General features: G+C 69.5%; 15 protein-coding genes. 2 read left to right on the top strand and 13 right to left on the bottom strand.

The genetic code is table 11. The features are described from left to right. Positions 1 to 712: chorismate synthase (aroC, locus tag HUU96_RS04280; protein WP_174291619.1), on the top strand; the 712-nt coding region annotated here is incomplete at its 5' end. Here aroC and HUU96_RS04275 read toward each other — a convergent pair. Further along, positions 709 to 1,284, bottom strand: a complete 576-nt coding sequence (locus tag HUU96_RS04275; protein WP_174291618.1) for a hypothetical protein — start codon at positions 1,282 to 1,284, stop codon at positions 709 to 711. The two genes, aroC and HUU96_RS04275, sit on opposite strands and share 4 nt — an antisense overlap. Positions 1,285 to 1,402: 118 nt before the next feature. Between HUU96_RS04275 and HUU96_RS04270 the strand changes: the two genes are divergently transcribed. Further along, positions 1,403 to 1,624, top strand: coding sequence for a hypothetical protein (locus HUU96_RS04270; RefSeq protein WP_174291617.1), 222 nt, complete (start codon positions 1,403 to 1,405; stop codon positions 1,622 to 1,624). Here the strand turns inward: HUU96_RS04270 and HUU96_RS04265 are convergent. The 12 genes from HUU96_RS04265 to HUU96_RS04210 form a co-directional block, all read right to left on the bottom strand. Further along, the gene (locus HUU96_RS04265; RefSeq protein WP_174291616.1) at positions 1,621 to 2,910 is read right to left on the bottom strand and encodes an adenylosuccinate synthase; all 1,290 of its coding nucleotides are present in this window, start codon (positions 2,908 to 2,910) and stop codon (positions 1,621 to 1,623) included. The two genes, HUU96_RS04270 and HUU96_RS04265, sit on opposite strands and share 4 nt — an antisense overlap. Positions 2,911 to 2,968: 58 nt before the next feature. Further along, entirely contained in the window at positions 2,969 to 3,364 is a 396-nt protein-coding gene (locus HUU96_RS04260; protein WP_174291615.1) for a flagellar protein FliS, read from the bottom strand. Further along, a complete protein-coding gene (fliD, locus tag HUU96_RS04255; protein WP_174291614.1) occupies positions 3,361 to 4,860 on the bottom strand; it encodes a flagellar filament capping protein FliD in 1,500 nt (499 codons plus the stop codon). Before fliD ends, HUU96_RS04260 begins: the two co-directional genes overlap by 4 nt. Before the next feature lie 51 nt (positions 4,861 to 4,911). Beyond that, on the bottom strand, positions 4,912 to 6,045 hold the full coding sequence (gene flhB / locus HUU96_RS04250; protein WP_174291613.1) for a flagellar type III secretion system protein FlhB: 1,134 nt from the start codon (positions 6,043 to 6,045) through the stop codon (positions 4,912 to 4,914). Further along, positions 6,045 to 6,818, bottom strand: coding sequence for a flagellar biosynthetic protein FliR (fliR, locus tag HUU96_RS04245; RefSeq protein WP_174291612.1), 774 nt, complete (start codon positions 6,816 to 6,818; stop codon positions 6,045 to 6,047). Before fliR ends, flhB begins: the two co-directional genes overlap by 1 nt. 142 nt (positions 6,819 to 6,960) lie before the next feature. Then, complete coding sequence (gene fliQ / locus HUU96_RS04240) at positions 6,961 to 7,230, bottom strand: flagellar biosynthesis protein FliQ (RefSeq protein ID WP_174291611.1); 270 nt, start codon at positions 7,228 to 7,230, stop codon at positions 6,961 to 6,963. 4 nt (positions 7,231 to 7,234) lie between these two features. Beyond that, positions 7,235 to 8,107, bottom strand: a complete 873-nt coding sequence (gene fliP, locus HUU96_RS04235) for a flagellar type III secretion system pore protein FliP (RefSeq protein WP_174291610.1) — start codon at positions 8,105 to 8,107, stop codon at positions 7,235 to 7,237. Continuing rightward, positions 8,104 to 8,358 (bottom strand): flagellar biosynthetic protein FliO, encoded by a 255-nt coding sequence (locus HUU96_RS04230; RefSeq protein ID WP_174291609.1) that lies wholly within the window; start codon positions 8,356 to 8,358, stop codon positions 8,104 to 8,106. The genes fliP and HUU96_RS04230 overlap by 4 nt, the downstream gene beginning before the upstream one ends. Before the next feature lie 4 nt (positions 8,359 to 8,362). Beyond that, positions 8,363 to 8,662, bottom strand: a complete 300-nt coding sequence (fliN, locus tag HUU96_RS04225) for a flagellar motor switch protein FliN (protein WP_174291608.1) — start codon at positions 8,660 to 8,662, stop codon at positions 8,363 to 8,365. Then, positions 8,659 to 9,612: a FliM/FliN family flagellar motor switch protein gene (locus HUU96_RS04220; protein WP_174291607.1), complete on the bottom strand. Its 954-nt coding sequence runs from the start codon at positions 9,610 to 9,612 to the stop codon at positions 8,659 to 8,661. The genes fliN and HUU96_RS04220 overlap by 4 nt, the downstream gene beginning before the upstream one ends. A 4-nt stretch (positions 9,613 to 9,616) precedes the next feature. After that, positions 9,617 to 10,210: a flagellar basal body-associated FliL family protein gene (locus tag HUU96_RS04215; RefSeq protein WP_174291606.1), complete on the bottom strand. Its 594-nt coding sequence runs from the start codon at positions 10,208 to 10,210 to the stop codon at positions 9,617 to 9,619. Between the two features lie 17 nt (positions 10,211 to 10,227). Beyond that, positions 10,228 to 11,478 carry a flagellar hook-length control protein FliK gene (locus HUU96_RS04210; protein ID WP_174291605.1) on the bottom strand — a complete coding sequence of 417 codons (1,251 nt, stop codon included), beginning with the start codon at positions 11,476 to 11,478 and terminating at the stop codon, positions 10,228 to 10,230. Positions 11,479 to 12,116: the final 638 nt, after the last annotated feature.

The raw sequence follows: 12,116 nt of genomic DNA, 5'->3' as shown, positions 1-12,116 counted from the left end.
GGCGCGCGAGACCGCCAGCCGCGTGGCGGCGGGGGCGGTGGCGCGGCTGGTGATCCCCGGCGTGCGCATCCGTGCATGGGTGGAGGCGATCGGCGGCGATGCGATCGACCATGCTGCCTTCGACCTCGACGAGATCGACCGCAACCCGTTCTTCTGCCCCGATGCCGCCGCGGCGGTACGCTGGGAAGCGGCGGTCGATGCTGCGCGCAAGGCGGGGTCGTCGCTGGGCGCGGTGGTCGCCTGCGAGGCGACCGGCGTTCCCGCCGGCTGGGGCGCGCCTCTCTATGCAAAGCTCGATGCGGAACTGGCGGCGGCGGTGATGGGCATCAACGCCGTCAAGGCGGTGGAGATCGGCGACGGCTTCGCCGCGGCGGCGCTGTCTGGCGAGGCCAATGCCGACCCGATGCGGCCCGCCAGCGATCCGGGCGAGGGCGGACCGGAGTTCCTCGCCAACCATGCCGGCGGCATCGCCGGCGGGATCGCCACCGGCCAGCCGATCCGCCTGCGTTGCGCGTTCAAGCCGACCAGCTCGATCCTGTCGCCGGTCGCCACGGTCAGCCCGGCCGGCGAGGCGACGACGATCGCCACCAGGGGCCGGCACGATCCCTGCGTCGGCATCCGCGGCGTGCCGGTGGTGGAGGCGATGGTGGCGCTGGTGCTCGCCGATCAAATGATGCTCCACCGTGCCCAATGCGGCGGCGATGGCCGCTAGACGGAACGCACTGCTCTCCAAGTCGTTCGCATCGTACATAATCGGAGAGAAGACATGCGCATGATGATGACGATCGCCGCGGCGGCGTTGGCCTTGCCGGCACTGGCAACGGCACAGACCACCGGATCGACGGGTACGACCGGCACGGTGACGGGCAATGGTTCAGGCGCATCCGCCGGCGGCCAGACCAGCACCGGCACCTCGACCGGCTCCGACACGATGGGATCGGGTTCGATGAGCTCGTCCGGATCGTCACAGACCGGGACCTCGACCAGCGGCTCGCGCAGCCGTTCCAGCCGGAGCCGCTCGTCGAACGGCGGCGCATCGGCCACGGGCAGCACCTCGACCAGCGGCGGCACGGGCACGGGCGGCTCGACGAGTGGTTCCATGAGCTCGGGCACCATGGGCACGGGATCGATGGGCACCGGCTCGACCGGTACCGGCAGCATGGGCTCCGGCAGCATGAGCGGCGGAACCGGCTCGATGGGCAGCGGCTCCATGGGCAGCAGCGGCTCGATGAGCGGCGGTGCCAGCACCGGCGGGTCTTCGGTCGGCGGCACCAGCACCGGCACCTCGACGGGTTCGGCCGCAGGCAGCGCCGCCGCCCCGCATTGATCGCAGCTTTTCGCGGCCTAGCGGATCATCGCCGGGCCGCGATAGTGCGATCACGATAGTTTCAGGAGATACGCCATGCGTTTGACCACCCTTGCCGGCGTCGTCACGCTGGCTCTCTCGACCGCGGCGCTGGCGCAGGTCGCTCGTGCGCCGGTCGAGCGCAAGGACGCGCCCGGCAACGCGACGGGCAATTCCGCGCAGCAGAACGCTGATGACGATGACCAGCCGGCGGGCAACGACACCGGTACGCCCGGCAACGTCAAGAAAGAGCCGGCCGCACCCAGTTCAGCGGGTTAATCGGCGAAGGGGTCGCGCACCAGGATCGTGTCGGCACGCTCCGGGCTGGTCGAGACCAGTGTCACCGGGCAGCGGATCAGCTCCTCCACCCGGCGGATATACTTGATCGCCTGGGCCGGCAGGTCTGCCCAGCTGCGCGCGCCGGCGGTGGATTGATCCCAGCCGGCCATGCTCTCATAGACCGGCTCGACCGCAGCCTGGTCGGCGGCATGGGACGGAAAATAGTCGAGGTCTTGCCCGCGCAGTCGATAGCCGGTGCAGATCCGCACCTCGTCGAAGCCGTCGAGCACATCGAGCTTGGTGAGCGCGATACCGGTGATGCCGCTGACCTCGGCGGACTTGCGGACCAGCACCGCATCGAACCAGCCGCAACGGCGCTTGCGGCCCGTCACCGTGCCGAACTCATGGCCGCGCACGCCGAGCCGCTCGCCGGTGTCGTCGTACAGCTCGGTCGGAAATGGTCCGGAGCCGACCCGCGTCGTGTAGGCCTTGGCGATCCCCAGCACGAACCCGACCGCGCCCGGCCCCAGGCCCGAGCCGCCCGCCGCGGTCCCGGCGATGGTATTGGACGAGGTGACGAACGGGTAGGTGCCATGGTCGACGTCGAGCAGCACCCCCTGCGCGCCCTCGAACAGGATGCGGCGGCCACGCGACCGCGCCTCGCCCAGGTCGCGCCACACCGGCTTGGCGAAGGGCAGGACGAAGCCGGCGATCGCCTCCAACGCGGCGACCAGCGCCGCCCGGTCGATCGGCGCGGCCCCGAAGCCGGCGCGCAACGCGTCGTGATGGGCGAGCAGCCGGTCAAGCTGCGGCCCGATCGCATCCAGATGCGCCAGGTCGCATACCCGCAGCGCGCGGCGGCCGACCTTGTCCTCATAGGCGGGTCCGATGCCGCGGCGGGTGGTGCCGATCTTGCCCGCCCCGCTCGCATCCTCGCGCAGGCCGTCGAGCTCGCCATGCAGCGGCAGGATCAGCGCGCAATTATCGGCGATGCGCAGCGTCTCCGGCGTGGCGACGACGCCCTGCTTCGCCAGCCGTTCGATCTCGTCCTTGAGGTGCCAGGGGTCGAGGACGACGCCGTTGCCGATCACGCTGGGCGTGCCGCGCACGACGCCCGAAGGCAGCAGCGACAATTTATAGGTGGTGCCGTCGACGACCAGCGTGTGGCCGGCATTGTGCCCGCCCTGAAAGCGCACCACCATGTCGGCACGTTCGGCGAGCCAGTCGACGATCTTGCCCTTGCCCTCGTCGCCCCATTGAGCGCCGACTACCGCGACATTGGCCACGCCCACTCCTTTGCTGGTCCGCGTGGCGCTTAGGGGGGCGGCGGGGCGGGGTAAACCGTTATTGCCGGCTCACCGTTCGCCACGCCTGGGCGATCTCTTCCAGATTGGCGGCGGTGTCGCGGAACGGCGCGGGGTCGTGGCCGATCGAGGCGTCGATGATCGTCCGCCGCGCGCCCGCATACAGCCGGGCGAGCGTCGCCGACACCTCGCCGCCCTTGGCGAAGTCGAGCCCCGCCTCCAGCGCGAACAGGATGGCGGTGGCGCGGGTCACCCGCTCGCTCTTGACCGTCAGCTTGCCATGCTGCGCCGCCCATGCCGCCGCGCGCAAGGCGGCGACCAGCTCGTCGTACAACAGCTGCACCAGCCCCGCCCCGTCGGCGGTGGCGGTGCGCCCGGCGACGTCGATCCGGCGATAGGTCTCGGCCGGCCGCGCCAGCACGCTCGCATAGGTCATGAGCTGCTCTTGTTCCAGGCGGCGATCTGGTTGGTGAGGAAGGCCTGGGTCGATTTATAGGCGGTGACCCGGCTGTTCATGCTGGCGAACTGCTGGGTCAGCCGCGTCGTCATCGCCGTCTTCCGGTCGGACAGGTCGCTCTGCTCGGTGCTGATCGTCGCCTGCGCGGCGGTATAGCTGCTGGTCGAAGCGCCCAGGCCATAGCTGGTGTTGGTCGCCTCGGTGGTGAGCGACGACAGGATCGCCGACAGCCCGCTGGTCGCATCGGCGGAATAGGCGAACATCGCCTCGACCGATTGCGGCGACTTGCCGAGCGCGTTGGTGAGGGCGGTGGTGTCGAGGCTCAGCGTGCCGTCGCGGTTGGTGCCGACGCCGATCGCGGCCAGCGTCGTCGGTGTGCCGCTGTCCGCGCCCGGCACCAGGTTCGCCAGCGTCATGCCCTTGAGCGAGGCGAGCAGCGATTTCGCCGCCGGGTCGGACTTGAGGACGCCGTTGATCGGATCGGTCTGCGTCTTCAGGATGCCGACCACCTCGTTATAGGCGTCGACGAAGTCGCTGACCGCCCCCGACAAGGCGTCGGTCGGGGTGGCGCTGGTCAGCGCCACGGCGGCGGTCGAGACGCCGGTGAGCTGCAGCTTCACGCCGGCGATGAGGTCGCTGATCGTGTTGCCGGTCCGCTCGACCGATGCGCCGTCGACCTTCAGCCTAGCGTTCTGCGCGACCGACGACAGCGTCGTGCCGCTCGCGCCCGGGCCGACGTTGAACTGCGCCAGGGCCCCGCTGTCGTCGGTGGTCGCCTGGAGCGTAAAGGCCTGCGCCTTGCCGGTGGCACCCTTGAGCGACAGATAGGCGGAACCGTCGGCGTCGGTGACGACCGCGGCGGTCACCCCCGCCTTCCTGGCGTTGATCGCTGCCGCGATGCCGTCGAGGCTGTCATTGGCGCTGGTGAGGTCGATCGTCACGGCACCGGCACCGTTGGCAACGCCGGTCCATGTGCCGTCGGCGCTGTAGGTCGCGGTGCCCAGCGTCAGCGTCAGCTGGCCGGTGCCGATCGCGGCAGTGCGGTCGGCGATCGCGTTGGCGGTCACCGCGGTCTGCGCGCTGGCGAGCTGGCTGACGGTGATGCTCGACGACAGGCCGGCGAGCTTCGCGCCAGGCAGCGCGGTGGCCGAAAGGACGCCGCTGTTGGAACTGACCGGCTGGGTGGTCAGCGTGCCGCCCTTGACCAGCGTGCCGAGCGCGGAGGAGAAGGAGGTAATCGCGTTCTTGACGCTCGCGACCGACGAGATCTGCGAGGTCAGCGCGTCGTACTTGCTGGTCAGCGAGGCGTCCTGCGTCGCATATTGCGCGGTGACCAGCGAGGTGACAAGCGAGCTGGTATCGACACCCGAGCCCGATCCCAGCGAGGTCAGCAGCGACTGGGCGGCGGTGCTGACGACCGACTGGGTCGAGGCGGGCGTGGTGGCGGCGGCGGTCGTGCTCGTCGTGGTCGTCATGCCGGCTCACCCCTTGCTCACCTGTGATAAACGACCGGCAACCGCAGGATTTTAGGCCAGCGCAATGCCATTTTCGTCGAAGCGCGCGCCCGGCGGCACCGCGACCGGCGGCGGCATCGTGCTGCCGCCGGCGGCGGCGTTGAGGTTGAACACGAACGCCAGCACGGTGGCGATCGCGACGTAGAGGTCGTCGCGCACCTCCTGCCCCTCGCGGCTGGTGTAATAGACCGCGCGGGCCAGCATGGGATATTCGAGGCTGGGGATCTGCGCTTCGGCGGCCAGTTCGCGGATCGCCAGCGCGGTCGCGCCGCGGCCCTTGGCGACCACCACCGGCACCTGGTCGCGGCCACGATCATAGCGCAGCGCGACGGCGAAATGGGTCGGGTTGGTCAGGATGACGTCGGCCTCCGCCACCGCCTTCTTGACCGAGCGTTTCAGCACCGCGCGCTGCTGGCTGCGCAGGCGCTGCTTGTTCTCGGGCGAGCCCTCGCTCTCCTTGTGCTCGTCCTTGATCGCCTGCCTGGACATGCGCAGCTTGGCGTAAAGCCGCCACGCCTGGATCGGCACGTCGATGCCGGCGATCACCACCAGGCCGAACGCCATCGCCATCAGGATGCCGACAAAGGTGCCGCCAAGCTGATGAACGGCGGTGCCAACATCGGACGACGCCATGCCGATGGTCGAGCGCGTCGAGCGCCACAGCGCCCAGCCGCCGATACAGCCGAGCAGCACGATCTTGAGCAGCGACTTGCCGAGCTCGATCCAGCCGGCCGTGCCGAAGATGCGCTTGAGCCCGCTTGCCGGATTGACCCGCGACGCCTTGGGCGTGAGCAGCCCAGGGTTGAAGCCGAACGAGCCGAGCGCGGCCTGGCTGGCGATGGCGGCGAGGATGCCGATCACAAACAGCGTGACCAGCGAGGGCGCGAGCTTCCACCCCGCCTCCGCCAGCGGCCGGAAGGGAGAGAAATCGTCGATGTCGCTGCGGCCGAACTGAAAGCTCGCCGCCATCACCGCCTCGCAGGCGCGGATCAGCTGCGGGCCGAACATCACCACCCAGGCGACGCCGGCGAGGACGACCAGCGCGGTGGCGAAGTCGCGGCTCTTGAGGGTATCGCCCTGCCTGACCGCTTCGCGCTTGCGCTTGGGTGTCGCCGCCTGGGTGCGTTCGCCGAACTCCTCCGCCATCAGCCGAGCACCAGGTTCTGCGTGGCCAGGAGGCCCTCGCGGATGATCACCAGCATGTAATCGCCCATCGCCGGAAAGGCGGCGGCGAGCGCGACGACACCGACGGCGAGGCTGGCGGGCAGGCCGACTGCGAACAGGTTGAGCGCGGGCGCGGCGCGGCTCATCATGCCGACGACGAGGTTGAGGCACAGCAGCAGGAACCCGACCGGCAGCGCCAGCAGCAGCCCGGCCAGGAACGCATAGCCGCCAAAGACCGCGATCCCCTTCAGGTGCTGCGCGTCGAGCCATGCCGCGCCGGGGGGCAGCGCGTCGTAGCTACGCACCAGCATGTCGACGAGCACGAGATGGCCGTCGACCGACAGGAACAGCAAGGTCAGCATCACCTGCAGGAATTGGCCGAGCGCCGGGGTGGAGACGCCGCTCTGCGGGTCGATCGCGCTGGCGAAGCCGATCCCCATCGAGGTGCCGATGATCTCGCTCGCCACCAGCGGCGCGGCGAAGGCGATCTGGAGGATGAAGCCGAGCGCGAGCCCGACCAGCGCCTCCGCGGCGACCGACAGGAAGGTCGCGACCGCGAAGACGTGCGGCGGCGGCACCACCGGATGCGCGGCGAGCACCAGCACGCCGATCGCCCCCGACAGGCCGACCCGCACCGGCAGCGGGATCGTCACCGCCGAGAAGATCGGCGCGGTGACGAACGCCGCGCCGATCCGCACCATCACGAAGATGAGCGCCCACAGCTGCGGCTCGATCGAGAGGCCGAAGCCGAGCATCATTCCCTCTCCCATTGGGAGAGGGAGGGAGCCGCGCCGCGGCGGAAGGGTGAGGGCAGGATTGGGGAGATGACTTCCCTCACCCTTCCCACTGCCTGCGGCAGCGGGCCCCTTCCCTCTCCCAAGGGGAGAGGGAGAACGCTCACTTCACCAATTCCGGAATACGGTCGAACATGCCGATGGTGAAGTCGCTCAGCAGCCCCAGGATCAGGCTGCCGAAGATCAGGATCGACACCGCGACGACGATCAGCTTGGGGACGAACGACAAGGTCGCCTCGTTGATCGACGTCGCCGCCTGGATCATGCCGATGATCAGCCCCGACACCAGCACCGGCAGCAGGATCGGCGCGGCGGCGAGCGCCAGCACCCACATCGTCTGATCGGCGACTGTGAGGAAGTAGGAGGAGTCCACCCCGCTAGCTCGCGAACGAGTTGGCGAGGCTGCCCATGGTCAGCGCCCAGCCGTCGACCAGCACGAACAGGAGGAGCTTGAACGGCAGCGAGATGATCTGCGGGCTCAGCATCATCATGCCGAGGCTCATCAGCACCGTCGCCACCACTAGGTCGATGACGATGAACGGCAGGAAGATCAGGAAACCGATCTGGAACGCGGTCTTCAACTCGCTGGTGATGAAGGCGGGCAGCAGCACCGCGAAGGGGATGTCGGCGGGCTTGGCATAGGGCCCCGACTTGGCGAGGCCGGCGAACATCGTGACGTCCTTCATCCGTGTCTGCTTGGCCATGAAGGCGTGCAGCGGCGCGCCGGCGGCCTGGATCATCTGGGTGCCGCCGATCTGGCCGGCGGCATAAGGCTGGATCGCTTGGGCGTTCATCTGGCTGATGGTCGGGGCCATCACGAACAGCGACAGGAACAGCGACAGGCCGATCAGCACCTGGTTGGGCGGCGTCTGCTGCAGGCCGAGCGCCTGGCGCAGCATGGCCAGCACGATGACGATGCGGGTGAAGCTGGTCATCATCAACAGGAGGCCGGGCAGGATCGTCAGCAGCCCCATGATGATGAGGACCTGCAGCGACAGCGACAGGCCGGCGCTGCCGCCCTGCCCCGCCGCCTGCCCGGTGCCGCCGAGCTGACCAAGCGCGCGATCGACCGCATCGCCTACACCGGGAGTAGCCGGAGCGGCCTGCGCAAAGGCGGGAACGGCGATGGCGAGGCCGATCAGCAGCGCGACGACGATCCACACCAGCTTCAAGCCGATCCGCGACCGGCGCGCCGGCGCGCTGCGGAACAGCGAGGGGCCCTCGCCCTTGCGCGTGACGGTGACGCTCATGACCCGACCTTGTCGACCAGGGTGACGCCGCCGCGGCCGACCGACACCAGCAGCCGCTTGCCCTCGAAATCGAGCACCGCCAGCCGCAGCCCGGGCGAGATCATCATCGTCTCGCGCACCTGCACCAGCCGCGTCGTCGCCTTGCCCGGCATCCGGCTCTCCAGCCGCCGCCACAGCCAGACGCAGCCGACCATCAGCCCGCAGACCAGCGGCAGCAGGATGACCAGCTTGAGGATATAGCTCCACAACATCGGCTCAGCCGCGCTTGTCGGGAGAGACGAGCTCGGTCATCTTGACGCCGAAGCGGTCGCCGACCGTCACCACCTCGCCGCGGCCGATCAGCGTGCCGTTGACAAACACGTCGAGCAGCTCGTTGGCCTCGCGGTCGAGCTCGATCACGCTCGACTCGCCCAGCGCCAGCAGCTCGCGCAGCGTCAGGCTGGTCGAGCCGATCTCCACCGTCAGCTTGACGTCGACATCCTGGAGCAGCCGGAAATTGGCGGCGAGCGCCGCATCGCCGAAGGGGGCGGGGAAGCCGCCGGTCATGTCGTTCATGCGTGCAATCCTTCGTCGAGGCGGGCGATACTGGTGAGGCGGACGGCGGCGCGGCCATTGGCGGTGCCGACGGTGCCGGTGCCGAGGCAGTCCCGGCAGACCATCACGGGCACGTCGGGGCCGAAGCTGATCGGGATGACGTCGCCGGGCTTGAGGTCGATCAACATCTGGAGCGGCACCACCGGCTCGGCTAGGACCGAGCGGATCGGGAAGGCGACGTCCATGACGGCGCGGGTGAGGCGGTTGCGCCAGGCGGGGTCGGCCTCGGCCTTGTCGAGCACCTTGCCGGTCAGCGCCGCGCCATGCGGCTTCAGCGCGGCGACCGGATAGATGATGTCGACAAATACGGGCTTGGCCGTGCCGGCTGCGATGCCGAAGCGCGTGACGATCGCGGCATCGTCGCCGTCGAGGTCGGGCACGGCGGCGACGCTGGCGTCCCCGCGCAGGGGCAGGAAGTCGATCCGCGACAGCGGCTCCCACGCGGCCTTGAGTGGCGCGGCGAGCATCGCCCCCAGCCGCGCGACCATTACCTCGCCGGCCGGCGAGAACTCGGCCGGCAGCGGATGCGCAACCGCGCCGGTGCCGCCAAAGAACAGGTCGAGCAGTTCGAGCACGAAGCGCCCGTCTAACACCAGCAGCGCCGACCCCGCACCGGGCGTCATCGTCAGCGGCAGCCAGGCGGTCAGCCGCTCGCCGCGTTCGGCGCGGTAATCGGCGAAGCGCTGCACGACGAGCGGCTCCGCCCAGCACCGCACTTCTTGGCGCAGCAGCGGCTCCCACATGCCACGCATCCCGCGCGCGAGCCGCGCCGACAGATGTTGCAGCGTGTGGAGGTCGCCATAGGGGTTGAGCTTGCCCTGGCCGAGCACGCCATGATCGGCCGTGTCGGCACGAGCACGCTCGCGCCGCTCGGACTTCAGGTCAGGGGATGTTGCCGCGACATTAACCATGGCCTCACTGAACGACGAAACTGGTAAAATAAGCGTTACTGATGCCGCCGAACCCTTCCTTTTGCTTGAGGGTTTCGTTGATCGCCTTGACGATGCGGCGCTGCAACTGCTGCTTGCCGGCGCTGGTGAAGACCTGATCCTCGGTGGTGTCGCCCAGCGCCATCAGCACCGCCGAGCGCACGGCGATGTCGTCGGCCTTGAGGTTGGCGACCACCCGCTCGTCATAGGGCGTCGACACCGCCAGCCCGACCTGGATGAAGTGCGACGAGCCCTGCAGGTTGGCCGTGAACTCCTTTTCCATCGGATAGTAGGTGGAGGCGTATTTCTCGCCGCCGGTGCCGCCCAGGCCGCCGGTCGGCTTGCCGGGCGCGCTCGCCTCGCCGCCTTCCTTGGCGGTCGGCTGCTTCTGCTCGCTCTTCAGGACCAGCTTGGGGCTGTTGTCGGGTACCGGCTTCGCGCCGCCGACCATGCCGGAGCGCGCGGCGTACAGCCCGCCGCCAACGCCGCCGCCGACCAGCACGAGCAGGCCGATGCCCAGCATCAGGATCTTGCCCTTCTTGCCCTTCTTGGGCGCGGCTTCGTCGGGTTTGTCGCTCATCGATCAGGTCCTTCGTGTCAGGCGACGCGGCCATCGGCCAGGTCGTCGTCATCGGTCGTGGTGGTGGCGGAGGCGGGAGCGCCAGGCGTGGCCGGACGCGCGAAGGGCTGGCGCAGTCCGTCCGACAGGCTCTGCCCGCCGGTGCCGACGGGCGCATCGGCCAGACGGATACCGCGCGCCTGCGCCAGTTCGGTCAGTTGCGGCCGCGCATCGGCGAGTAGCGCCTGCGTCGCCGGCTGGTCGGCCGACAGGGTGACGCGCACGCCCTCGTCGTGGCGGCGCAGCGACACGTCGATGCCGCCCAGCGCGTCGGGCACGAGGCGGATGCGCGTGTCGCTCGCGTCGGCCGCGTCGCGCAGCTTCTCGATATGGTCGATCATCGCGCTCGGCCAGCCGGGATGGCGCAGGTCGAGTGCGGCGTCACTGCGACCGCCCGCCGCCGCGACGACGCCGGGCGTGGACGCGTGGGTCGCGATGGCAGACATCGCCTGCAGGACGATGGCGTCGTCGCCGGGAGGCTTGCGAGCGGCATCGTGGATCGCCGCGGCGAAGACTTGACCCGCAGGGGCGACCTTGGAAACCGGCGAGGTCGTTGCAACCGGCACCGACGTTTGGGCTGGCGTCAGGACTGGTGAGGACTCTGGCAACGGCACTGGCGTAACGCTCGGTGCCAATACCGTGGGAGCCTTGTACGCGAGCGGCGGATCCGTCGGGTTCTGTCCCGGCGAGGCAATGACGGCCGGCGTTGCAGCGAACCGGACAAAACCGGTGGCAAGAGGCGTCGGCACAATCGCTTCAGTCACTGGCGCTGGCACCATGATCGGCGGTGCTGAAACAGGCGCAGCAGCATCGGCCGCGGGCACGACCGTGACACGGGATACGACCGTCGAGACGACCGGCCCCGAGCCGGCGTTGATGACCGTCGATCCAGCCAGCATGGGCGGCGCTGTGAAGGACAATGTCGGCGATGCTGCCGCAGCAAAGGCGAGAGTGGGCATCGGCATTGCCTGAGTTGGCGGAGACGCATCCATCGTCTTGGTCGGCAGAGGATTGACGTTCGCCGTGTCGGGCAGCGCCGCACGCACCTGGGCCTGAAGCGACGGAGTCCAAGGGGTCATTGCAGGGCGTTCAGCGGGGAGCGCAGGCTGCACGACGGCGGCCTGGACCGCCAGCATCGGTATGGCCGCTGCCGCGGGAGGCTTGGCGGTTGGCCGGTCGGGAGAAGCAGCCGGCGTTTTGCGATCTTCATCAGGCAGGTCGGCAATCACTGGCGACGGCGCTGCCGATGGCACAATCGAAGGACGCGGGGCCGGGTCGACCAGGCTGGTCGCCGGCAGCTTCAGGCTGACGGTTGCAGCGCGTCCGGATGGCGCGGCGGCTCCGCCTGGCAGCTCGGCTGGCGGATCGACCGGCGCAGAGGAACTGATCGGCAGCTGCCCGGCAAGCACCGACATCAGCCAGGCAGCGTCCGATCCCGGCAAGGACGGGTCGGCCGCCAGCAGCGACGGGTCGGCATCGGTCGTCGGCAGCGGCTTGCCGGCAGCGGCATCGTCCTGCCGGTCGGCCGTCGGCCCCTCGTCGAGCGTTGCGCCCGCCGGATCATTCGGCGTCGCGTCGTCGCTCACCAGCAGCAGGGCGAAACTCGCTCCGGCCACCGCCACCGCGCCGGCATTGGTTCCGGCCGATGGGGTTGCGCGGCTATGCGAAGGCGAGGCGATGGCGTTGATCATCGGCGAACGATCAGCAAGGATCATGCCGGATCGTCCGCGTCGGCGGCGCTTCCTCCAGCGCGCGCAACGCGGCGAGCGCCGCGTCGGTCTCGGCGCGGGCGATCAGCTTCTCGATCGCGGTCCGGTCGCGCCTGGCGGTGCGGGTCGCTTCGGCGGCGCGGTCGGCGGACAGCGCG

The sequence above is a fragment of the Sphingomonas bacterium genome (assembly GCF_903644135.1).
GTDB lineage: Bacteria > Pseudomonadota > Alphaproteobacteria > Sphingomonadales > Sphingomonadaceae > Sphingomonas.
This window is presented reverse-complemented; position numbering and strand designations above follow the sequence as displayed.